Raw genomic sequence first — 21,865 nt, 5'->3', positions numbered from 1 at the left:
ATGCCCCCCGAGCCGACAATCGAAGACCCCGACGAGTCCGTCGAGACCGACGAGACTCCCGAGGTCCCTCCGGCTCCACTGCTGCTCCTGCGCGACGGCCTGACCCCGATCGTCGACACCCCCGAGCTCCTCGAGGAAGCCTGCGCCGCTCTGGCCACCGCCACCGGACCCGTCGCGATCGACGCCGAGCGCGCCTCGGGCTACCGCTACTCCGCCCGCGCCTATCTGATCCAGCTGCGCCGCGAGGGTGCCGGCAGCTGGCTGATCGACCCGATCGCCTTCGACTCCCACCTGCCGATGCTGCAGGGCACACTCACCGGCGCGGAGTGGATCCTGCACGCCGCCACCCAGGACCTGCCCTGCCTGCGCGAGGTCGGCCTCGAGCCGGCCGCGCTCTTCGACACCGAGCTCGCCGGTCGGCTGCTGGGCTACCCGCGCGTCGGCCTCGCGACCCTGGTCGAGGAGATCCTCGGCCAGCGGATGCGCAAGGAGCACTCCGCCGCCGACTGGTCGACCCGGCCGCTGCCGACAGCTTGGCTCGAGTACGCCGCGCTCGACGTGGAAGTGCTCCTCGAGCTGCGCGACCACATGATCGAGAAGCTCGAGGAAGCCGGCAAGACCGAGTGGGCCCGGCAGGAGTTCGACCACCTGCTCAGCTTCGAGCCGGCCGTCCGCGTCGACGCCTGGCGCCGCACGAGCGGCGTGCACCGCCTCCGCGGACGTCGAGCCCTCGGTGCCGCCCGGGCGATGTGGGAGGCGCGCGACCGCATCGCGGCCGAGCGCGACGTGACGCCGGGCCGGATCATTCCCGACGCCGCGATCGTCGCCGCCGCCACCGCGATGCCCACCGAGAAGGGTGCCCTGCTGGGCACCAAGGGGTTCCACGGCCGGGGCGCGGAGCGTTACTCCCGGCAGTGGCTGACTGCGCTCGACGAGGTCTTCGCGATGGCCGAGGGCGACCTGCCCGCCAAGGCGCCCCGTAGCGACGGCCCGCCGCACCCGCGCACCTGGGCCGAGCATGACCCGGTCGCCGCCGTTCGTTTCCAGCTCGCGCGCGCCGCGATGCTGGCGATCTCCGAAGAGCTCGCGGTGCCGGTCGAGAACCTGCTCACCCCCGACTACCTGCGCCGCGCCATGTGGGCGCCGCCATCCACTCGCGACGCCGGTCAGCTGGCCGATGCGCTCGCGGCCCAGCTGTCGTCGTACGGCGCCCGGCCGTGGCAGACGGACCTGGTCACCCCACCCCTGGTCGACGCGGTGCTCGGCGCCGACGAGCGGAGTCAGTCGGACGACTCCGACGACGTCGGGTCCGACGGCGAGGGCGACTCGGTCTCCGGCACGTAGTCGGGGTCGAGGATCGGTCGCGAGACCTCGTCGATCTGGTCGGTGACCCCGTCGAGGTCGAGCTGGCCGGGCAAGGTCAGCAGCTGGTGGATCAGGTCGGCCTCTGCCTCTTCGAGCTCCTGGCCGTTGTCGAGCAGCGGGGGGATGACCATGCCGCGGATCGAGGCGGTGAAGACGAAGGACGAGACCGGCTCGCGGTTGGGCTGCAGGAAGACCTCGGACCCGGCGACCGAGCTGTTGGCCGGCACCATGAAGCCGGCCGCAACCACTTTCTCGGTCGCCTCGTCGGACACCAGGTCGGCGATCACGTCGGCAGCGGCCTGCGGGTCCTCGGCGTCGGCGGACATGCACAGCCCGGTGGTGTCGCCCACGGTGGCCGGAGAGTCAAGCACCGGCATCGAGATCACGTCGAACGGGAGCTCCGTCACGCCGCGCAACCGCGGCACAAGGTCGCGCTCGCCGGCGAGGATGCCGAGCTTGCCGCGCTCGAACCACTCCAGCGGCGTCGCCTTCGCGAGCTGCTGGTCGGTGAGCGTCATCTGGGCGTCGCGCAGGACCGCGAGGCTGCGCTCGAGGGCGCCGCGGGTGTCACCGTCGGAGAAGGCCAGTGACTTCGGGTCGTCATCGTCGTCGAAGACCTGGCCGCCGCCGGAGTAGATGTACGGCGCGAGGCCACGCAGGCTCGGCTCGACGTAGAAGCCGCGGGTGCCGCGGGCCGGCCGTGAGGCGAACTCCGCCGCCGCGGTGAACTCGGCGAGATTCCAGAAGTCGCGGGGATCCCGCGTGGGGATGTTGAGCCCGCGCCGCTTCATCTTGTCGAAGTCGACGAGGTCGGTGTTGATGTACATCACCACCGGCGAGACCGAGTAGGCCATGCACTGGAGTCGCGAGTCGATGCCGAACGCCTGTACGGCGTCGCGGGAAAAGCCGTCCCCGAAGTCGACGCCGCGCTCGTCGAGCAGCTCGTCGACGGGCCGCAGGGCGTCGCGCGCCAGCAGACCGGGCAGGTCGCGGCGCGAGACCATGAAGACGTCCGGCTCGTCGCCGTCCTCGATGCCCTTGAGCGCCGTGGCGTGGTCACGCCACGACTCCAGCTCGACCTGACCGGTCTGGGAGGTCGCGTTGTAGTCGTCCACGACCGACCTGTACGCGTCGAGCTCTTCCTCATGCCCGTAGACGCCGAGCGTCACCGGCTCCGCCTCCGTCGCCGCAGAACTGGAGCCCGACGACGGCTCGTCGGAGGACGCGGGCGGATCCGCTTTGCCGCCCTGGCAGGCCACGAGCGCCGGGATCAGGCAGACCACCAAGCCGATGGCGGCAGCCCGGACCGGGCGGCATCGATGCATGCGGAAGCGCTCCTTCGATCTGATGGGGGACTGCGTCCACCCTAGCGACCCACGCGTAGCCGCTGCATGCCTATTCCTTGCGGCCGGGGGAAGCTCACGTGAGGTCGTGGAACGCCCGCGCCCCGGCCACCACGGCTTCGAAGACGTCGCGGTCGAGCGCGGCACCCTCGCGCCGGATCGAGGCCGCGTCGAGACGGATCAGCCGGTCGAGGCGCACCTCGCTCGGCCGGCCCTCGCGGTCCCAGCCGCCGACGCCGACGTCCATCCAGTGCCGCCCGTACGACGCCTCGTCGGCCGCGTCGCGGTCGTGGTCCTGGCTGGAAAGCATCAGGCCGAGCCACTCGTCGCCGTCCGTGGAGCTGTCGTGGGCGAGCAGCAGCACGGGCCGGTCCTTGCCCTGCTGCGGGTCGTCCTCGTAAGGGACCCAGCCCCAGACGACCTCACCCGGATCGGGCAGACCGTCGGCCTCCGGTGCGTAGTCGACACCCGTGCCAGGCGTGACAGGCGTGCGATCGGGGACCAGCCGGGAGATCAGACGACGCCACATGGGAGTCAGTCTAGGAAGAGTTGTGGGGTACGCCGGACCGGGAGCGCCTCACGGCGCGTGGCCGCTCTTAGCGGCACATTTTGGGACCCGGGGCTGCCACAGCCCGACGTACCACCCGACAGAGTGTAGGTGGTCACGCCAGCTCGTGTCGCAGTTCGAGGTGCGCGGCCGACTCGAGCTGCTCGGCCAGCGTGAGCATCCTCACGGTCTCGTCGTGCGGAGCCTCGAGGCTGGCGCGGCCGGTCGCGACGACGCGGGCGAACGCCGCGGCCCGGAGCAGCACGTCGGCGAAGTCGCCGACCGTGATGCCACGGAGTACGGCGTCGACCATCGCCCGCAGCTCGTCGGGACCGGGTGGGTCGGCGACACCGGACACCACGCGCGCCACCTGGGCGCGCGCCCGGCCGGCCTCGAACTGGGCCGCGACACCTGCCGGGTCGGCGTACACCCAGGCGCGCATGACGTAGAGCCGCCACAGCGACCCGGCCAGTGAGTCGGCCGGCGAACCCGCCCACAGCTCGGCCAGCGTCTCGAGGCCCTGGGTCTCGGCGAGGTGGAGCACCCGCTCGGCGATGTGAGCGTCGTCGCTGCCACGGGCTCCGCGGACCAGCAGGGTCGCGGCGCGATCGGCCGCTTCCTGCAGCATCGCCGGGTCGTCGCCCGACTCGATCTCGTCGAAGAACACCGCTCCGGGAGTCAACGGTCGATGGTGCTGGCGCATGTCCGCCACCCTAGTTCGCCTCGCCCCTCCCGGTAGTTAGGCGCGAAATGGTTGTCCCGTCGGTCAGAACGGAGCCATCTTGCGGCTAACTATCCCGTCAGCCGGCGAGTGCCTTGCGGATCCGCTGGTCACTCACCGGCTGCGCGGTGCCGAGCTGCTGGGCCCACAGCGAGACGCGGTACTCCTCGAGCAGCCACCGCGCAGAGCGCTGCGACGGGCTGGGCGGGCGACCGTCGGGCAGCGCGTCGAGCTGGTGCAGCAGCGCTTCCTGGAGGTCGGTGATCTGGTCCATCAGCTGGCGGTCGCGGGCAACCTGCTCGTCGAGCCTGGCGCGCCGGTGCTCGATCGCCGCCAGGTAGCGCGGGAACTGCCGCAGCTGCGCCGCCCCCGCCTCGCCCACGAAGCCACGGCGTACGAGACGCCCGAGCTGGGCCTGCATGTCGGTCAGCGCCGGCAGGGTCATCAGGTCGGCGCGTCCGCTGAGGATGCGGTCCGTACGCCGCCACGCGTCGAGCACCTTCATCACATCGTGCATGGTGGCGCGCAGCCGGGCTTCGAGGTCGTCGCCTGCGGCGGCCAGCAGGGCGGCGTACGCCTGCTCGCCACGCGGAGGGGGCCGGGCGTCGACGACGTCGGCGACGACTGCGGCGCGGCAGTCCTCGAGCAGCTCGGCGACGCTGGGGTAGGGCGACCCGGCGAGGCCGAGCTTCTCGGCATTGTCGAGCCCGTCGACAATGCGGGCGACCGGGTTGCCGGCGCGGGCGAGGTCGAGCAGGAGCAGGCGTCGTACGCCCAGCCGGTGTCGCGACTCGGCCTCCTCCTGCGAGCCGAAGATGCCGAGGCCGACGGTTGTGCCTTCGTCGACCAGGCCCGGGAACGCGAGCACCTCGTGGCCCGCGCGGCGCTGCGTGAACGACGTCTCGACGCTGCCGAACGTCCAGGTCGTCTGGGCTGTGGAGGTGACACCGGCGTCGGCGGCGACCTCGGCCATGGCCTGCGCGAAGGTCGGCCGCAGCGGCTCCTTGAGCGCCTCGAGGTCCTTGCCCCGCGCTGCCTCCGACCCGGTCTCGTCGACGACCCGGAACGTCGGCCGCAGGTGCTCGGGCACCTTGGCCCAGTCCCACGCCTCGCGCGGCACGAAGACGCCGGTGGTGGAGCGGAGGTGGCGTTCGAGCGCCTCGATCAGCGGCTCCTCGCCGGCCGGCACCTTGGCCAGGAAGTCGCGCGCGGTGTTTGGCGCCGGCACGAAGTGCACGCGCAGACTCTTGGGCAGGCTCCGCACCAGGCTGACCACGAGCTCCTCGCGCAGCCCGGGCACCACCCACGAGAAGTCGTCGGCCTCGACCCGGTTGAGGGTGGCGACGGGTACGTCGATGGTGAGCCCGTCGTCGGTCGAACCCGGCTCGAAGTGGTAGCTGATCGGGAACGTCAGCCCCTCCGAGCTGCCCTGCCAGACGGTCGGGAAGTCCTGGCCCGCGACCTCGCCCGCCGTGTCGTGGATGAGCATCTCGAGGTCGAAGGTGAGCAGCTCGGGGTGCACCCGGCGCTCCTGCTTCCACCACTGGTCGAAGTGCGCGCCGCTGACGACCTCCTTGCCGACGCGCGCGTCGTAGAAGTCGAAGAGCGAGTGCTCGTCGACGACGATGCCGCGGCGCCGGGCCCGGTGCTCGAGCTCCTCGGCCTCGGCCAGCAGGGCGCGATTCTGGTCATAGAACTTGTGCCCGGTGTGCCACTCCCCGTAGACGAGCGCGTGCCGGATGAAGAGCTCGCGGGCCAGGTCCGGGTCGACCTTGCCGAAATTGACGAGCCGGTCGGCGACCAGCGGGACGCCGTATAGCGTGACCTTCTCGTGGGCCATCACGGCCGCGCGCTTCTTCGACCAGTGTGGCTCGCTCCACGTACGACGGACGAGGTGCCCGGCCAGCCGCTCTGCCCACTCGGGCTTGATGGCGGCGTTCTGGCGCGCCCAGAGCCGCGACGTCTCGACCAGCTCGCCGGCCATCACGAACGCCGGGTTGCTGCCCTTGAGGCCGGAGCCCGGGAAGATCGCGAACTTCGCGCCGCGCGCGCCTAGATACTCCCGCATCGGCCGCCGCTCCCCCGGCCGACTCTGGTCGCGCTCCTCGAGGGCGCCGATGTGGCTGAGCAGGCCGGAGAGCAGTGCTTGGTGGATGCCATCGGCGTCAGGCGTGTCGGCCGGCTGACCGGCCTCGATCCTCATCTCCTTGGAGACCCGGCGAAGCTGCGACTCGAAGTCCTGCCACTCGCGCACGCGCAGGTAGTTGAGGAACTCCCGCTTGCACATCCGACGGAACGCGCTCGACGACAGCTCGCGCTGCTGCTCCTTGATGTAGCGCCACAGGTTCAGCCAGGTCAGGAAGTCGCTGCCGTCGGCCCTGAACCGCGCATGCTGCTGGTCGGCCTGCGCCTGCATCTCTGCCGGTCGCTCGCGCGGATCCTGGAGGCTCAGGGCGGCGGCGATGACGACGACCTCGCGCACGCAGCCCAGCCGCTCGGCCTCCAGCACCATCCGACCGAGCCGCGGGTCGATCGGGAGTCGAGCCAGCCGTCGCCCGAGCTTGGTGAGGCGCTGGTCGTCGTCCAGCGCTCCGAGCTCCTCGAGCAACTGCACGCCCGCGGAGACATTGCGCTTGTCGGGTGGCTCCACGAACGGGAAGCGCGCGATGTCACCCAACCCCAGCGACGTCATCTGGAGGATCACCGAGGCCAGGTTGGTGCGCAGGATCTCGGGGTCGGTGAACTCCGGCCGGGCCTCGAAGTCGTCCTCCGAGTAGAGCCGGATCGCGATGCCGGCCTCGACCCGACCACACCGGCCCGACCGCTGGTTGGCCGACGCCTGGCTGATCGGCTCGACCGGCAGCCGCTGCACCTTGGTGCGCGCGGAGTAGCGGCTGATGCGCGCGACGCCCGAGTCGACGACGTACCGGATGCCGGGCACGGTGAGCGAGGTCTCGGCGACGTTGGTGGAGAGTACGACGCGGCGCACCGTGGCCGGGTGGGACGAGAAGACGCGGTGCTGCTCGGCAGCCGACAACCGACTGAACAGCGGCACGATCTCCCACTGCCGCCCCGGCGTGGACGGCAGCTCGGACAGCGCGTCGGCGGTGTCGCGGATCTCGCGCTCGCCAGGCAGGAACACGAGTACGTCCCCCGGACCCTCGCTCGACAGCTCGCGCACGGCGTCGACGATCGCCTCGGTCTGGTCGCGCATCACGGCCTCCCCCTCGTCGTCCTCGTCGGGCAACTCGAGGAGGGGGCGGTAGCGGATCTCGACGGGATACGTGCGCCCGGAGACCTCGACCACGGGCGCGTCGAAGTGTTCGGCGAACCGCTCCACGTCGATCGTGGCGGAGGTGATGATGAGCTTGAGGTCTGGCCGCTTCGGCAGCAGCCGCTTGAGGTAGCCCAGCAGGAAGTCGATGTTGAGGCTGCGCTCGTGGGCCTCGTCGATGATGATGGTGTCGTACTTCCGCAGCTGCCGATCGCGCTGCAGCTCGGCCAGCAGGATGCCGTCGGTCATCAGCTTGATCCGGCTCTCACGCGAGGTCCGGTCGGTGAACCGCACCTGGTAGCCGACCAGGTCACCGAGCTGGGTGCCGAGCTCCTCGGCGATCCGCTCGGCCACCGACCGCGCGGCGATCCGGCGGGGCTGGGTGTGCCCGATCAGCTTGTCCTGGCCACGCCCCAGCTCGAGGCAGATCTTCGGCAGCTGGGTGGTCTTCCCGGACCCCGTCTCACCGGAGATGATCACGACCTGGTGGTCACGGATCGCGGCGGCGATGTCGTCGCGACGCTGGCTGACGGGCAGCTCGGCGGGGTAGGTGATCTTCACAGCCCGCCCATTGTCGCGTACGGGAGCAACCCGATTCCGGCGCGGCTACGAATTGGTCCCGGAGCTCGGCGTCTCGGTGGGGGCGTCGGGCTGGGCGCCGTCGTCGGGCTGCGTCGTCGGGGGTACGACGCCCGGCGGCGCCTGGGGTGCGAAGCCGCGCGGGCCGCGGCCGGGGCCGTCCCGAGGCGGCGAGGGTCGACACCGTGATCTCCTGACCCCCAGCACAGGGTGTCCACAGCCAACGCACAGCATCCCGCGGCAGAGTACGACGCATGGAGCTGATCCGGCCTGACGGCGACCCGGTCCGGGTGCTGGTCGTCGACGACGAGGTCAACATCGCGGAGCTCCTCTCGATGGCGCTGCGCTACGAGGGCTGGGAGGTGCGGATGGCGCACACCGGATCGAAGGCCGTCTCTGCTGCCAGGGAGTTCCAGCCCGACGCGGTCGTGCTCGACGTGATGCTGCCCGACTTCGACGGGCTGGAGGTGCTGCGCCGCTTGCGCGCCTCGGCCCCCGACGTACCCGTGCTGTTCCTGACCGCGAAGGACGCCGTCGAGGACCGGGTGGCTGGACTGACCGCTGGCGATGACTACGTCACCAAGCCGTTCTCACTCGAAGAGGTCGTGGCCCGGCTGCGTGCGCTGATGCGCCGCTCCGGTGCCCGCGCCATCACCGCCAACAACATGCTCACCGTCGGTGACCTGACGATGGACGAGGACAGCCGCGAGGTGCATCGTGACGGCGAGGAGGTGAGCCTGACGGCGACCGAGTTCGAGCTGCTGCGCTTCTTCATGCGCAACCCGCGCCGGGTGCTGAGCAAGGCGCAGATCCTCGACCGCGTCTGGAACTACGACTTCGGCGGGCAGGCCAACGTGGTCGAGCTCTACGTCTCCTACCTGCGCAAGAAGATCGACGCCGGCCGCGAGCCGATGATCCACACCATGCGGGGCGCGGGGTACGTGCTGAAGCCGGTGAGCTGATGCGCGACCGCTTCGCCTCGCTCACCGCGCGACTCGTGCTCACGGCGGTGCTCCTGGTCGTCGTCGTCTCCGCACTGATCGGCGTCGCGGCCACGCTGGCCATGCAGAACCGGCTCACCGCCCAGGTCGACGACCAGCTCAACGAGACGTTGCGGCGTCCGACGTTCTTCGGCCCCGGCGCCGGCAACACCGAGCCCGGCACGGTGATCGCCCAGTTCCGCGATGGCCAAGAAGGGGAGGGACTGCGCTTCGGACGCGGTCCCGACAATGACCGGCCCTTGTCGTCGACAGTGCTCGACGAGCTTGCCTCGGTCAGCCCCTCCGACGGCACCACGAGCGTCGATCTGACCGCACTCGGCAGCTATCGGGTCAAGGCGATCGACGGCGCCGCGGGCACGCTCGTCGTCGGGCTGCCCGACGGTGACGTCGGCGAGGCGGTCTCGTCGCTGATCGGCTACGAGGTCCTGTTCATCGCGCTGGGGAGTCTCGTCGCGGCGGGTGGCGCACTGGTCGTCGTACGACGCCAGCTCGCGCCGCTGCGCGAGGTCGCCGCCACCGCCCACAACGTCGCAGCGCTGCCGCTCGCGACCGGCGCCATCGAGCTCTCGGAGCGGGTCCCCGGCAACCTCACCGACGTACGCACCGAGGTCGGCCAGGTCGGCGCGGCCCTCAACACCCTGCTCTCCCACGTCGAGTCGTCGCTGGAGTCCCGGCACCGCAGTGAACAGCAGGTGCGGCAGTTCGTCGCCGATGCCTCGCACGAGCTGCGCACCCCGCTCGCGACGATCCAGGGGTACGCCGAGCTGGCTCCCCGCCACCCGGCGCAGACCGAGGTGGCGCTGGCCAAGGTGGAGGGCGAGACGCTGCGGATGACGTCGCTCGTCGAGGACCTCCTGCTGCTCGCCCGGCTGGACGCCGGCCGGCCCCTCGCGTCGGCACCCGTCGACGTGACCCGGCTGCTGGTCGAGGCGGTCTCCGACGCCCGCGTGCTGGCGCCCGACCACCAGTGGCGCCTCGACCTGCCCAGTGAGGCGGTGGAGGTCGCCGGTGACGAGCAACGGCTGCACCAGGTGGTGATGAACCTGATGACCAACGCCCGCAAGTACACCCCCGCCGGCACCACGGTCACCGTGCGCGCGCGGCCCGGGCTGATCGCCGTACACGACGACGGGCCGGGGTTCGCGCCGGAGCTGGTGGAGGAGGCGTTCGAGCGGTTCGCGCGCGCCGACGCCGCGCGTACTCGCGGACCCGACCGCGGTGCCGGCCTCGGGCTCGCCCTGGTGAAGGCGATCGTGGAGGCGCACGCCGGCACGGTTGCGCTGGACAGCCGACCGGGTGACACAACCGTGACCGTCACGCTGCCCGCCTGACGCCTCAGCTCGGCCGCGAGATCGGGATGCTCAGCGGATGGATCCCCGGCTTACGCGCCCGGAACAGCCCAGCCGGCCGACCAGGACCCTGCGACGGGCGCATGTGCCCCGTCTCGGTGATGAAGTCCTCGGTCTTGGTGACCTTGCGTTGGAAGTTGCCGGGGTCGAGCGGGTGACCCCACACCACCTCGTAGACCGAGCGCAAATCGGACAGCGTGAACTCCTCACCCATGAACGACGTCGCCAGCGTGGTGCGCTCGAGCTTGGTGCGCACGCGCTCGACCGCGTCGGTGAGGACGAGCTTGTGGTCGAAGCCGAGCCGCGACCGGCTGCGCAGCAACGGCTCGACGGGGTGCCAGCCGGCCTCGCTCGCGTCGTCGCCAGCACGCGCCGAGACGGGCTCGGGCAGGATCGCGAGGTGCGCCACGCTGACGATGCGGCCGCGTGGGTCGCGCCCGGGGGCGCCGTACGACGCGAGCTGCTCGAAGACCACGTCGGTCAGCCCGGTCTCCTCCCGGAGCTCGCGGCGAGCGGCTTCAGGGAGGTCCTCGTCGGGATCGACGAAGCCGCCGGGCAGCGCCAGCTTGCCGGCGTACGGCTCGTTGCGGCGCTTCACCAGCAACACTTGCAGCGCGTCGGCGTGCACCGTCAGGATCGCCATGTCCACGGTGACGTAGAAGACGGGGTAGTCGCTCGTGAACTTGGCCATCTCGCGACCATAACTAGTCCGGTCGACAAGTAAAAGTCACACGACGAGTGCGACCAGCTGCGGCAGCGACAACGTCAGGGCCTGAAGCAGCTCTTCGCGAGTGACGCCGCCCGGCTCGGCGACCCAGGTCAGCACGACCTCCTCGGCCAGCGCAGACCAGCCGCGGACCATCAGCCGCGCCGCCGGGGTGTCGGGCACCAGCTCGCCCTGCGCGTCCTCGGAGAAGATCCGGTCGGTCAGCGCCGAGCGGGCCTCTTCATACAGGGCCGACAGCCCGCCGGCCCCACCGGCCGCCCCCTTGACGATCGACACGTAGCCGGCGTGGTTGGTCTCGACGTAGTCGACGTAGGCCGTCATCGACGCCAGCAGCCGCTCCATCGGGTCGCCACCCTCGGGTGGCGCGGTGCGGGCGATCAGGTCGTCGACCGCGCGCCGTACGACCGCTTCGCGGAACTCCTGCTTGCCGCCGAAGTAGTGGTAGAGCAGCCCACGAGAGATGCCGGCGGTCTCGGCCAGCAGGTCGATCGAGAGCTCGTCGAGCGAGCGGGTGGCGAGCAGTCCGACGCCGAGGTCGAGCAGCTGGGCACGCCGGGCATCGGGGCTCAGGCGGGTCCGTGTGGGCGTCGTCACGCGTCACACCTTATTGACGTTCGTTCAATAACGCCAATAGTGTGGCGGCATGTCCACGCAGCAGCGCACCCTCCCCCGGCACGTCCGGCACCTCGTCATCGGCGCCGGTTTCGCAGGGCTCGGTGCCGCGATCAAGCTCAACGAGGCCGGCGAGCGCGACTTCGTCGTACTCGAGAAGGGCGACGACGTCGGCGGCACCTGGCGCGCCAACACCTACCCGGGCGCCGCTTGCGACGTGCCCAGCCAGCTCTACTCCTTCTCCTTCGGGCCCAACCCCGACTGGTCGATGTCGTTCTCGCCGCAGCCCGAGATCCATGCCTACCTGCGCCGCGTCGCCGAGGAGTCCGGCACCCTCGACCGCTTCTTCTTCGGTACGACGATGCGCGAGGCGCGCTGGGACGACGATGCCCAGCTGTGGCTGGTGTCCACCGACCGCGGCGACCTGACCGCGGCCACGATCATCAGCGGCTCAGGCGGACTGTCCGAGCCCAAGCTGCCCGACATCGACGGCATCGACTCCTTCGCCGGCGAGGTCTTCCACTCCGCCCGCTGGGACCACGACGTCGACCTGGCCGGCAAGCGGGTGGCCGTGATCGGCACCGGCGCCTCGGCGATCCAGATCATCCCGGAGCTCGCCAAGGTCGCGGGTCACGTCGACGTCTACCAGCGCACCGCGCCGTACGTCGTGCCGCGCAACGACCGCAGGTACACCCGTCTCGAGCGCTTCGCGTTCCGGCGCGTCCCGGCGGTGATGAAGGCCTACCGCACCGCCATCTACTGGGGCCGCGAGCTCTACGTGCCCGGCTTCACGTTCCAGCGGCGGCTGCTCGCGCCGGCTCGAGCGATGGCGCTCGGCAACATCAAGAAGGGCATCGACGACCCCGCCCTGCGCGAGCGCGTCACGCCCGACTTCGCGGTCGGCTGCAAGCGCATCCTGATCTCCAACACCTATTACCCGACCCTCGCAGCCGACCACGTCGATCTGGTGACCGACCGGATCGCCAAGATCACCGGCAACGCGGTCGTCACCGCCGACGGCGTCGAACGACCGATCGACGTACTCGTCGTCGCCACCGGCTTCCACACCACCGAGCAGCCGATCGCCCACCACATCATCGGCCGCGACGGGCGCACGCTGGCCGAGGTCGGGGCCGAGCACGGGAGCGCCAACTACAAGGGCACCACGGTGCACGGCTTCCCCAACCTCTTCCAGATCGTCGGCGCCAACACCGGCCTCGGACACAGCTCGATGGTCTTCATGATCGAGTCGCAGCTGGCCTACGTGATGGACGCGATCCGCACGATGCAGGTCAACCACTACGGCACGGTCGAGCCGCGGCAGGACGCGCAAGACGCGTGGAACCACGACCTCCAGCGTCGCATGAGGCGCACCGTCTGGAGCACCGGTGGCTGTGCCAGCTGGTACCTCGACGCGCAAGGCCGCAACACCACCCTGTGGCCGCGTACGACGTACACCTTCCGCAAGCTGCTCGCGACGTTCGACGTGAGCGCGTACGACGTGCAACCGCTGGTCGAACGAAGTCGAGACCACTCCACCGAAGGAGCCACCGCATGAGCATGAAGACCGTCACCGACAAGGTCGTCGTCATCACCGGCGCCGGCTCAGGCATGGGCCGCGAGCTCGCCGTCCGCGCGGCACGGGGCGGCGCACTGCTGGCCCTCTCCGACTGGAACGCCGACGGCCTCGCCGAGACCGTCGACCTGGTCAAGGTCGCGGGCGCCCGCGAGGTCCGCAGCGACCTCGTCGACGTCTCCGACCGCGCCGCGATGATGGACTGGGCGGCTGCCGTCGCCGACCAGTTCGGCCGCGTCAATATGGTCATCAACAACGCCGGCGTGACCGCGACGGGCGACTTCGAGCACATGACGTACGACGACTTCGACTGGATCGTCGGCATCAACTTCATGGGAGTCGTGCACGGCACCAAGGAGTTCCTGCCCCACCTGATCGCCTCCGGCGACGGCGCGATCGTCAACATCTCGTCGCTCTTCGGCCTGATGTCGGTGCCCGGCCAGTCGGCGTACAACGCCACCAAGTACGCCGTCCGCGGCTTCACCGAGGCGATCCGCGAGGAGATGCTCGTGGCCGGCCACCCGGTCACCGTCACCTGCGTGCACCCCGGCGGCATCAAGACCGGCATCTCCCGCAACGGCCGCAAGAACGCTGGCGAGGACGCTGCTGCGCTCGACCGCATCTTCGAACAGAAGCTGGCCCGGATGACGCCCGAGAAGGCGGCGAAGATCATCTTCGACGGCGCACTCACCGGGAAGGCGCGCGTGCTCGTCGGCATCGACGCCCACCTGCTGCACCACTTCGCGCGGCTCACCGGCTCGCGCTACCAGGACGTCGTCGCCCGGCTGCACGGCCGCGTCGCGCCGCCCGCGAAGAGCTCCCGGACGTAGCCTGCCGGGGTGACCCCCTCCCCCGGCGACGACGTCCGCTGCGAGATCACCAAGTGGGGGGACCAGCCGCACTGGGTCTACCCGGGCGTCTACCTCGGCGAAGACGCGCACGGTGACTGGATCGGCTTCCCGAAGGGCACGTACTTCTTCCGGCCGGGCGCCGAGTACGTCGCCCCGTACCACCAGGTCGGGCTGATCCCGCACGCCGACCTGGCCGAGCGTGGCTGGATGGCGGCCTTCCACGCCGCCGGGGGGCCCGTCCAGGTGTACGTCGACATCGCGACGCCGCCGGTCTGGGACGGTGCCGTGCTCCGCTCGGTCGATCTGGACCTCGACATCGTGCGCGGCGCCAACGGCCGTGTGTGGGTCGACGACGAGGACGAGTTCGCCCAGCACCGCGTGGCGTACGGGTACCCCGAGGAGGTCGTGCGCGCCGCCTGCGCCAGCTGCGACCACGTGCACGCGGCCGTCCGCGACGCGCGCCCGCCGTACGACGGTTCGCATCTCCCCTGGCTCGACAGTCTGGCCGCCATCGCGGGATAGTCCGGGGCAAAATGCACCTGGATCTGCCAGCGGAGGTACGGATTGCCCCGGACTACCCCGCCGGGTCAGCGCTTGGTGCGCGCCCGCAACGGCCCGACCAGCCGCGGCCCCGACAGCCGGTCCTCGAGCCGCCGCGCCTCCCGCTTGAGCGGCTGGGCGAGGTACTCACCGAGGATCACCCCCGACGCCAGCGCGATCGCCACGCCAGCAGCGGTCACCATGGCGAGCAGCCCGAGCGACACCCGCGCGTCGTCCTCGGCGAGCAATGACAAGCCGCGATAGATGGAGAGTCCGGGCAGCAACGGCACCACGGCCGACACCACGATCACCAGCGGGGGCACCCGGATCCGGCCGGCCACGAAGTAGGACACCAGCCCGATCGCGAACGCCGCGGTCCCGGCGCCCCAGGTGCGACCGAAGCCGGCCTCGTCGACGAGCCGGTACGCCGCCGCACCGAGCGCGGCGACGGCAGCGATGGGCAGCAGCGCCCGCATCGGGGAGTACGACGCGTAGGCGAACGCGGCGGCGCACAGCGCGGAGCCGACCACCAGCACCCACGTCGCCTCCCAGCCGGAGTAGCCGGGCTCCAGCCGGCCCACGTCCACGCCGATCGCCTCGCCCAGCGAGAGCCCGCCGCTGACCCCCGCGATGATGCCGGCGGTCGCGAGGAGCGCCTCGATCAGTCGTGCGCCGCTCGTGACGTAGAAGCCGGTGAGCGCATCCTGGATCGCACCCATGAAGCCCACCCCGGCCAGCAGCATGACGATGTTGGCCGTGACGACGAGCGACGGGTCGACGTCGATCTCGGAGGCCGCGGCGCCGAGCGCGAAGAGCGTCGCCACGACTCCCCCGGCGATCTGCTGGTAGAACGCCGGCAGCCGTCGTCGCGACATCGCGAGCTGGAGCCGGTCGATGCTCATCGCGGCGAGACTCGCGATGCCGGCCACCACCATGCCACCGCCGAGGAAGGCGGCGACACTGGCGCACATCACGCCCCAGGCGAGGGTGACAAGCCAGCGGTGGGTCGGGTGGCCGACCGACACGATCGTGGCCATCCGGGTCCGCGCGAGATAGACGTCGGCCTCGTCGTCGAGGATGTCGCGGACCAGGTGGTCGACGGCGGTGAGGTCGCCGTAGTCGAGATCGCGGTGCTTGACGTTGCGGATCATCGACAGCGCCGGCTCCTCCTCGTCGTACTGGTGGCTCATCGCGAGGGACGTGAACGTCACGTCGATCTCGGGGTTGCGCATGCCGAGGTGACGCGCGACGGAGCCCATCGTGGCGGTCACGTCTGCCGCGCCGGCGCCGGACGAGATGAGCACTTCGCCGATGCGCAGGCACAGGTCGATGGTGAGGTTGAGTTGCTTGATGTCGCTCATCGGGGACGACGCTATCGGCTCAGTAGCCGCCCTCCGGAGGCACCATCTCCAGGCGTACGCCGAGGAGCCGGGCGGGCTTGTCCTGCTCGACCCGTTCGAGCAGCCCGACGGCCACCTCGCCCAGTGCAACGGGGTCGTTGGTGGCCTCCTTGAGCGTGCGGACGCGCGTCACCGTGAAGAAGTTCGGATAGCGCACCTTGATGTGCACCCGCGCCGCCGGTCGGCCCTCGCGGTCGATGTCGGCGACCACCCGGGTCGTCAGCTCGCGCACCGCATCGGGGATCTCGGGCCACTCGAGGTCGCGCTGGTAGGTCTCCTCGCGCCCGTGCGCACGCGGGACCCACGGCTCGTCGCTGACCGGGCTGCTGTCGACCCCGCGGCCGAGCCGGTGGAACCACGGACCCATCGTCGGCCCGAGCTCGGCGGCCAGCCGGTCCACTTCGATCTCGGCGAGCTGCCGTACGGTCTCGATGCCGAACGGCTCCAGCCGCTTGGCCGTCTTCTTGCCGACGCCCCAGAGCGCGGTCACCGGCCGGTCGCCCATCTCGGCGAACCACGTCTCGCTGCTGATCCGGTAGGCGCCGCGCGGCTTCCCGAAGTCGGTCGCGATCTTCGCCTGCAGCTTGTTGTCACCTATGCCGACCGAGCAGTGCAGGCCGGTCGCCGCCAGCACCTGCTCGCGGATCTGCCGGGCGAACTCGAACGGGTCGCGGTCACTCGTGTCGACCGGGGGCCGCGCCGCGACGAACGCCTCATCCCAGCCCAGCACCCCCACGACGACCGGGTCGCCGTCCCAGGTCATCGACTTCAGGGTCGTCATCACGACGGCCGAGGCCGCGTCGTACGCCTTGCGGTCGACGGGCAGGATCACCGCGTCGGGGCATTTTCGCGCGGCGATGCGCAGCGGCATGCCCGACCCGACGCCGTACTCCCGTGCTTCGTACGACGCGGTCGACACGACCGCCCGCTCGGTGGGGTCACCCCGGCCCCCGACGATGACCGGGAGCCCGGCGAGCTCCGGGCGCCGCAGCACCTCGACCGCCGCGATGAACTGGTCCATGTCGACGTGCAGCACGTACGGGGTCATCGCGGTGGCGGCGGCAACGCGTCGGACGCTTCGAGTGGATCCATCCCGGTCAGCAGGAGCAGGTCGGCGATCACCGACCGCAGCTGGGCCAGCACCACCTCCGCCGAGAGGACATCACTGCGCTCGACGAGACCGGTGGCCTGGCCGACGGCGAGCAGGGCGGGCCGGGCGACCTCCGCCATCCGGTTGGCCGCCAGCTCGTCGGCGGCATGGTCTGCAGCGGCCGCCAGCTCGCGCGCCACGATGGCGTAGGAGCCTGGCACGGGTCGTCGGTGGTACGCCGCGACAGCGGTGTGCCGCACCAGCACCCGGGTCGAGCGCAGGGACCGGTCGAGGGGATCGACGAGGTCGGCCATCCGGCGTACGTGGCCCTTGTGTCGCACCCGGAACGGCGACGACGCGACCACCGACAGGCCCTCGTCGGCGGCGGACCTCAGCTCGTTGATGAGGTAGTCGGTGGCGCGCGCGTCAGCGAGTACGTCGAGCGCGTGCTCGACCTCGCCGTCGAGCATCACGTCTGCGGCGGCCCGCAACAGCTCGGCCACCTTCCGCACCACCACGGCCGCCTGCTCGCGTGGCCGGCGCAACGGCGCGGCGGGCACGACGGTCGCCGCAACCAGGGCCACGGCGCCGCCCACGAGTGCGTCGGTCCAGCGGGTCAGGGCCATGCCCGGGTCGGGCAGCAGGGTGCTGACCACGATCGACTGCACGGCCGCCTGCGTGACGAACAGCTGCCCGCCGTCGAGCAGGAACGCCGTCGTCATCGCCAGCGACACGATCAACGTGAGCTGCCACCAGCCACTGCCGACGTACGACACGAGCAGGTCGGCGAGCAGCACCCCGACCGCGACGCCGACCGTGACCTCGACGACCCGGCGCAGCCGCTGGCCGTACGACGTGCCGAGACTCACCACCGCAGCGATCGGCGCGAAGAACGGGCTCGCGTGGCCGAGCAGGTCGTGGGCGATGAACCAGGCGGCTCCGGCGGCCAGCGCGCACTGCGCGATCTGGAACCGCTTGGACTTCCAGCGGTCGATGCGGGTGCGCGCCGAGGTGCGGCTGCGGGTCCAGGCCCGGTCCAGCGGCGTCGCCTCCATGGAGCGATCGTGCCAGACGCGGGCGCGTCCCTTGTGGCGCGGCGGTGTGGCCGCGAGGATCACCAGATGGTGACACCGATCGACCCCACCGGTGTGGGGTTCCTGCTGGCCGAGAACCGCTCCATGCCGATGCACGTCGGTGGGCTGCAGCTGTACCGCAAGCCGGAGGGCGCCGGGCGCAACTACGCGCGCGAGCTCTACGAGCACATGAGCAGCACCGAACGCATCGCGCCGCTCTTCCTGCGCCACCCGCACCGTTCCACACGCACCGCCGGTCAGCTCGTGTGGGAGCAGGACGAGCAGTTCGACATCGAGCACCACGTCCGGCACAACGCGCTGCCCAAGCCCGGCCGCGTCCGCGAGCTCCTCGAGCTGTGTAGCCGCCTGCACAGCACCCGGCTCGCGTGGGAGCGGCCGCTGTGGGAGGCGCACGTCATCGAAGGCCTCCGCGACGGCCGGATGGCGATCTACACCAAGGTCCACCACTCCCTCGTCGACGGCGTGTCCGCGACCCGGCTGATGGCGAGCTCACTGTCGCCCGACCCCGACAAGCGGGGCATGCAGCCGCCGTGGGGCTACCGCGAGAAGCCTGCCCGCGACGCCACCGACACCGCCGGCGTGCCCCTGAGCGCCCTGCGTACGGCGCTCGGCATCACCGCCGAGGCCGCCGGCATGCCCGCCGCGCTGATCAAGACCCTCACCAAGAGCGTGCGCAACGAGACCTCAGCCCTGTCGCTCTACGCGCCCCGCACGATGCTCAACCAGCAGATCACCGGCTCGCGCCGGTTCGCCGCGCAGCACTGGCCGATCGAGCGGATCCGCGGTGTCGGCAAGGCCGCCGGCACCACCATCAACGACGTCGTCATCGCGATGTGCGCGGGTGCGTTGCGGTCCTACCTGCTCGACTTCAACGAGCTGCCCGACGAGAGCCTGGTGGCGATGGTGCCGATCGGGCTGAACGCCAAGAAGTCGCAGATCCCGTCGGCCGAGGGCGGCAACGCCGTCGGCTCGATCATGGTCAAGATGGGCACCGAGTTCGCTGACCCGGCCGACCGGCTGCGCGCGGTGCAGGCGTCGATGAAGGACGGCAAGGAGGCGTTGTCGTCGATGACGCCCATGCAGATCCTGGCGATGAGCGCGATCGGCCAGGCCCCGGCGATCCTGACGCCCATGTTTCGGATGCAGGGCATCGTGCGGCCGCCGTACAACGTGGTCATCAGCAACGTGCCGGGCCCGCGCACCACGCAGTACTTCAACGGCGCGCAGCTGGTCGGCAGCTATCCCCTGTCCATCCCGATCCACGGGATGGCGCTCAACATCACCTGCACGTCCTACGACGGCCTGATGTGCTTCGGCCTCATCGGCTGCCGCCGCACCGTGCCGCACCTACAGCGGCTGCTGACCTACCTCGACGACGAGCTGAAGGCGCTGGAGAAGGCTGCCGGGGTCTGACCCGTTCAGCAGAACAGGCACAAATGGTGTTTCAGGTCCGAAATCGGCCACATCCGGCGTTTGTGCCTGTTCTGCGTGACGCAGTGCGGAGCGCGACGGCCTCGGCCAGGGCGATGGCCACGTCGTCGGGAGTCAGCATCACGTCCTCCCACGAGAACCGGAGCACCAGCCACCCGTGCAGCGACAGGCGGTTGTAGCGCCGGCAGTCGCGCATCAAGGCCTTGCGGTGACCGTGCCAGGCGAAGGAGTCCGCCTCGAGCACGGTGCGCAGCTGGGTGTCGACGAGGTCTGGTCGCACCAGCTCACCGGAGAGATCCAGCTCGACCTGAGGTGTCACGGCCAACCGGGGCACGTCGACCGCGATCGCACGCAACACCGACTCGAAAGGGTTGGCCGCGCGGCCATCGGCCAGCTCGAGCACCCGTCTGGCCTGCCGCGCGCCGTGGCCGCGGAGCACCAGTGAGTCGAGGTCGCTCCGGGTGACCAGGCCGCTGCGAAGCGCGGAGTCGGCGACCGCCAGTGCTTCGTCGAACGGCAGCGCGAGGGCGCAGTCGCTCACGGTGCGGATCGGCGAGGTGGCCGGACCGTCGAGGTCGCCCGGTGCCAGATCGCGCCACGTCAGGCGCACCCCATGCCGTCGGTGTGGATCGACTCGTCGCTTGCGGGGCACGATCACCTCGGGCTTCGGCGGTTGCGTCTTGAGCTCCCAGCCCCAGTACGTCGCGGCGCTGCGGTGCGACATCGTCCCTTGCAGCCGGGTCGCAGCCCGGAGCGCGTCGGCAGCCGTGGGCAGCGCGAAGCGACCGGGCGCCAGCCGCACGATGGTGCCGCTGTCGACCAGCTTCTTCAGCTGCCGGGCCGAACCAGGTAGCTGGCTTCGGGACGCGACTCCTCCATGACGGAGAAGGACGTCCACGAGGTGCATGCCTCCACCCTCACGCGATCCGGCTACCGACCGCGCCCGTTGTCCACAGGCCTCAGCCGAACATCCGGCGGATCAGGAAGTCCATTCCCGTGGCCGGCGGCACCTTGCGAGCTTGCGCGCAGGTGCGGCACAGCCACCCGAAAGCCGGCGACGAGGAAGGCGAGCCCCGCCTGCTCGCCGATGCCGCTGGAGGCACCGGTGGCGCCGGTGGCGGGCGCGACGCGAGAGTCGGAGGTCAGGTCGGCATCTTGTCGCAGGCCTCGATCAGGCCACCACCCAGCAGTACGTCGACGGCGCGGAGCCGTGCGCGGGTGATGTCGGCGACCGTGGCCAGTCCGGCGAGCTCGGCGTTGGAGCCGGGCCGCGTCGGCTGTCCGATCTCGATGGAGATGCACTGCCGCGTGCCACCGTCCTCGACGTTGGCGAGCGCGACGGCGTGGCCGGTGGTGCCGCTCCCGGCGAAGAAGTCGAGCACGGTTGCGTCACAGGGCATGGTGCCGAGGATGCGACGGATCAGCCCGGTCGGCTTGGGTGACTCGAAGATGTGGCCGACGATCTCCTTGAGCTCGGCCACGGCGGTGTCCGTGGAGCCGACCTCCTGTGCGAGCCAGATGGTGTTGAGCTTCTTGCGGCGGCCGTCGTGCAGCCAGTCGCGCTGGAAGACGTCGACCCGTTCGCCATGGCGGCCGCGGATGGTGCGGCACACCAGGTCGTCGGGTCGCTCGTCGATCAGCGGCCGCGACCACCGCCACACCGCCGGCTTGGCGTCGCCGAAGACCGGCCAGACCTCCTGGCCACCCTCGAACGGCGCGGTCGCCACCCGGCCACCCTGCGGGTCGCCGTACACGGGGAAGTGGAGGGTACGCGCGGTGACCGGGTTGAACTTCTTGTTGGTGTTGCGCAACGGGAGGTGGCGGAAGCGGCGGCCGTCGGGCGCGGTCTCCGGGAAGTCGGCGGGGTTGACGGTGTCGGTGGTGCTGGCGTCGAGGTCGCAGAGCCGGGCGTCGCGGGCGAAGGCGAGGAGATACTCGTGGCTGGTGGCGAACCCGCCGCCGAGCTGTCGCCCCTTGGGGTTGAGGTTGACGACGATCTGGGCGAGGAAGTTGGCCTCGCCGAACACGTCGTCCATCAGCAGGCGCAGGTGCGCGACCTCGTTGTCGTCGATGCTGACGAAGATCGCGCCGGTCTCGGCCAGCGTCTCGCGCGCGCACTCCAGCCGGGGCCGCATCATCGCGGTCCAGGCGGCGTGGCCGCCGTAGCGATCGGCGTATGCGAAGTCGTTGCCCGTGTTGTACGGCGGGTCGACATAGATGAGGTCGACCGAGCCCGGCGGGACGGTCGGGAGTACGTCGAGGTTGTCGCCCTCGACGAAGACGTTCCACGCCCGCTGGTCCACCCGGCGACCCTACTGGCGCGCAGACACGGCCGATCGGTTGTCCGGAGTCTTGACGTTTGTTG

At 70.7% G+C, this 21,865-nt stretch carries 18 protein-coding genes; 7 read left to right on the top strand and 11 right to left on the bottom strand.

The features are described from left to right. On the top strand, positions 1 to 1,344 hold the full coding sequence (locus H4Q84_RS18170; protein ID WP_248580480.1) for a ribonuclease D: 1,344 nt from the start codon (positions 1 to 3) through the stop codon (positions 1,342 to 1,344). Here H4Q84_RS18170 and H4Q84_RS18165 read toward each other — a convergent pair. From H4Q84_RS18165 to hrpA, 4 genes are all read right to left on the bottom strand, one after another. Beyond that, a complete protein-coding gene (locus tag H4Q84_RS18165) occupies positions 1,281 to 2,690 on the bottom strand; it encodes an extracellular solute-binding protein (protein WP_248580479.1) in 1,410 nt (469 codons plus the stop codon). The genes H4Q84_RS18170 and H4Q84_RS18165 overlap by 64 nt on opposite strands. A gap of 94 nt (positions 2,691 to 2,784) precedes the next feature. After that, positions 2,785 to 3,237, bottom strand: coding sequence for a type II toxin-antitoxin system PemK/MazF family toxin (locus H4Q84_RS18160; RefSeq protein ID WP_248580478.1), 453 nt, complete (start codon positions 3,235 to 3,237; stop codon positions 2,785 to 2,787). A gap of 133 nt (positions 3,238 to 3,370) precedes the next feature. After that, positions 3,371 to 3,958, bottom strand: coding sequence for a hypothetical protein (locus tag H4Q84_RS18155; protein ID WP_248580477.1), 588 nt, complete (start codon positions 3,956 to 3,958; stop codon positions 3,371 to 3,373). A 97-nt stretch (positions 3,959 to 4,055) separates the two neighbouring features. Next, positions 4,056 to 7,811, bottom strand: a complete 3,756-nt coding sequence (gene hrpA, locus H4Q84_RS18150; RefSeq protein WP_248580476.1) for an ATP-dependent RNA helicase HrpA — start codon at positions 7,809 to 7,811, stop codon at positions 4,056 to 4,058. A 272-nt stretch (positions 7,812 to 8,083) separates the two neighbouring features. Between hrpA and H4Q84_RS18145 the strand changes: the two genes are divergently transcribed. After that, positions 8,084 to 8,791 carry a response regulator transcription factor gene (locus H4Q84_RS18145; protein ID WP_248580475.1) on the top strand — a complete coding sequence of 236 codons (708 nt, stop codon included), beginning with the start codon at positions 8,084 to 8,086 and terminating at the stop codon, positions 8,789 to 8,791. Continuing rightward, positions 8,791 to 10,161 (top strand): HAMP domain-containing sensor histidine kinase, encoded by a 1,371-nt coding sequence (locus H4Q84_RS18140; protein ID WP_248580474.1) that lies wholly within the window; start codon positions 8,791 to 8,793, stop codon positions 10,159 to 10,161. Before H4Q84_RS18145 ends, H4Q84_RS18140 begins: the two co-directional genes overlap by 1 nt. Before the next feature lie 4 nt (positions 10,162 to 10,165). Here H4Q84_RS18140 and H4Q84_RS18135 read toward each other — a convergent pair whose 3' ends face one another. Further along, the gene (locus H4Q84_RS18135; protein ID WP_248580473.1) at positions 10,166 to 10,870 is read right to left on the bottom strand and encodes an NUDIX domain-containing protein; all 705 of its coding nucleotides are present in this window, start codon (positions 10,868 to 10,870) and stop codon (positions 10,166 to 10,168) included. A gap of 36 nt (positions 10,871 to 10,906) precedes the next feature. After that, positions 10,907 to 11,500 carry a TetR/AcrR family transcriptional regulator gene (locus H4Q84_RS18130; RefSeq protein WP_248580472.1) on the bottom strand — a complete coding sequence of 198 codons (594 nt, stop codon included), beginning with the start codon at positions 11,498 to 11,500 and terminating at the stop codon, positions 10,907 to 10,909. A gap of 49 nt (positions 11,501 to 11,549) precedes the next feature. Here H4Q84_RS18130 and H4Q84_RS18125 point away from each other — a divergent pair, with 49 nt between their 5' ends. The 3 genes from H4Q84_RS18125 to H4Q84_RS18115 are packed head-to-tail and all read left to right on the top strand — an operon-like array spanning position 11,550 to position 14,467. Then, positions 11,550 to 13,076 carry an NAD(P)/FAD-dependent oxidoreductase gene (locus H4Q84_RS18125; protein ID WP_248580471.1) on the top strand — a complete coding sequence of 509 codons (1,527 nt, stop codon included), beginning with the start codon at positions 11,550 to 11,552 and terminating at the stop codon, positions 13,074 to 13,076. Continuing rightward, a complete protein-coding gene (locus H4Q84_RS18120) occupies positions 13,073 to 13,924 on the top strand; it encodes an SDR family oxidoreductase (RefSeq protein WP_248580470.1) in 852 nt (283 codons plus the stop codon). The genes H4Q84_RS18125 and H4Q84_RS18120 overlap by 4 nt, the downstream gene beginning before the upstream one ends. A 9-nt stretch (positions 13,925 to 13,933) precedes the next feature. Then, a complete protein-coding gene (locus H4Q84_RS18115) occupies positions 13,934 to 14,467 on the top strand; it encodes a DUF402 domain-containing protein (RefSeq protein WP_248580469.1) in 534 nt (177 codons plus the stop codon). 65 nt (positions 14,468 to 14,532) lie between these two features. Here H4Q84_RS18115 and H4Q84_RS18110 read toward each other — a convergent pair whose 3' ends face one another. The 3 genes from H4Q84_RS18110 to H4Q84_RS18100 are packed head-to-tail and all read right to left on the bottom strand — an operon-like array spanning position 14,533 to position 18,030. Continuing rightward, positions 14,533 to 15,846, bottom strand: coding sequence for a threonine/serine exporter family protein (locus H4Q84_RS18110; protein WP_248580468.1), 1,314 nt, complete (start codon positions 15,844 to 15,846; stop codon positions 14,533 to 14,535). Positions 15,847 to 15,865: 19 nt separating this feature from the next. Next, the gene (locus tag H4Q84_RS18105; protein ID WP_248580467.1) at positions 15,866 to 16,933 is read right to left on the bottom strand and encodes a DNA polymerase IV; all 1,068 of its coding nucleotides are present in this window, start codon (positions 16,931 to 16,933) and stop codon (positions 15,866 to 15,868) included. Next, positions 16,930 to 18,030, bottom strand: a complete 1,101-nt coding sequence (locus H4Q84_RS18100; RefSeq protein ID WP_248580466.1) for an FUSC family protein — start codon at positions 18,028 to 18,030, stop codon at positions 16,930 to 16,932. Before H4Q84_RS18100 ends, H4Q84_RS18105 begins: the two co-directional genes overlap by 4 nt. A 66-nt stretch (positions 18,031 to 18,096) precedes the next feature. On the opposite strand from H4Q84_RS18100, the gene H4Q84_RS18095 reads away from it, so the two are divergent. Then, complete coding sequence (locus H4Q84_RS18095) at positions 18,097 to 19,482, top strand: wax ester/triacylglycerol synthase family O-acyltransferase (RefSeq protein ID WP_248580465.1); 1,386 nt, start codon at positions 18,097 to 18,099, stop codon at positions 19,480 to 19,482. Positions 19,483 to 19,513: 31 nt separating this feature from the next. Here the strand turns inward: H4Q84_RS18095 and H4Q84_RS18090 are convergent, their stop codons facing one another. Next, the gene (locus H4Q84_RS18090) at positions 19,514 to 20,407 is read right to left on the bottom strand and encodes a DUF559 domain-containing protein (RefSeq protein WP_248580464.1); all 894 of its coding nucleotides are present in this window, start codon (positions 20,405 to 20,407) and stop codon (positions 19,514 to 19,516) included. Between the two features lie 235 nt (positions 20,408 to 20,642). Continuing rightward, a complete protein-coding gene (locus H4Q84_RS18085; RefSeq protein ID WP_248580463.1) occupies positions 20,643 to 21,803 on the bottom strand; it encodes a site-specific DNA-methyltransferase in 1,161 nt (386 codons plus the stop codon). Between the last annotated feature and the right edge of the window lie 62 nt (positions 21,804 to 21,865).

Origin of the sequence: Nocardioides sp. InS609-2, from assembly GCF_023208195.1 — a bacterium.
Taxonomy (GTDB): domain Bacteria; phylum Actinomycetota; class Actinomycetes; order Propionibacteriales; family Nocardioidaceae; genus Nocardioides.
Note: the sequence above shows the minus strand (reverse complement) of the source record. Positions and strands in the feature narration are given on the sequence as shown.

Excerpts from the sequence above, each read along its gene's own strand:
- H4Q84_RS18170 (WP_248580480.1), top strand. The coding sequence starts at position 1 with ATGCCCCCCGAGCCGACAATCGAAGACCCCGACGAGTCCGTCGAGACC.
- H4Q84_RS18165 (WP_248580479.1), bottom strand. The coding sequence starts at position 2,690 with ATGCATCGATGCCGCCCGGTCCGGGCTGCCGCCATCGGCTTGGTGGTC.
- H4Q84_RS18160 (WP_248580478.1), bottom strand. The coding sequence starts at position 3,237 with ATGTGGCGTCGTCTGATCTCCCGGCTGGTCCCCGATCGCACGCCTGTC.
- H4Q84_RS18155 (WP_248580477.1), bottom strand. The coding sequence starts at position 3,958 with ATGCGCCAGCACCATCGACCGTTGACTCCCGGAGCGGTGTTCTTCGAC.
- H4Q84_RS18145 (WP_248580475.1), top strand. The coding sequence starts at position 8,084 with ATGGAGCTGATCCGGCCTGACGGCGACCCGGTCCGGGTGCTGGTCGTC.
- H4Q84_RS18140 (WP_248580474.1), top strand. The coding sequence starts at position 8,791 with ATGCGCGACCGCTTCGCCTCGCTCACCGCGCGACTCGTGCTCACGGCG.
- H4Q84_RS18135 (WP_248580473.1), bottom strand. The coding sequence starts at position 10,870 with ATGGCCAAGTTCACGAGCGACTACCCCGTCTTCTACGTCACCGTGGAC.
- H4Q84_RS18125 (WP_248580471.1), top strand. The coding sequence starts at position 11,550 with ATGTCCACGCAGCAGCGCACCCTCCCCCGGCACGTCCGGCACCTCGTC.
- H4Q84_RS18120 (WP_248580470.1), top strand. The coding sequence starts at position 13,073 with ATGAGCATGAAGACCGTCACCGACAAGGTCGTCGTCATCACCGGCGCC.
- H4Q84_RS18110 (WP_248580468.1), bottom strand. The coding sequence starts at position 15,846 with ATGAGCGACATCAAGCAACTCAACCTCACCATCGACCTGTGCCTGCGC.
- H4Q84_RS18105 (WP_248580467.1), bottom strand. The coding sequence starts at position 16,933 with ATGACCCCGTACGTGCTGCACGTCGACATGGACCAGTTCATCGCGGCG.
- H4Q84_RS18100 (WP_248580466.1), bottom strand. The coding sequence starts at position 18,030 with ATGGAGGCGACGCCGCTGGACCGGGCCTGGACCCGCAGCCGCACCTCG.
- H4Q84_RS18095 (WP_248580465.1), top strand. The coding sequence starts at position 18,097 with ATGGTGACACCGATCGACCCCACCGGTGTGGGGTTCCTGCTGGCCGAG.
- H4Q84_RS18090 (WP_248580464.1), bottom strand. The coding sequence starts at position 20,407 with ATGCACCTCGTGGACGTCCTTCTCCGTCATGGAGGAGTCGCGTCCCGA.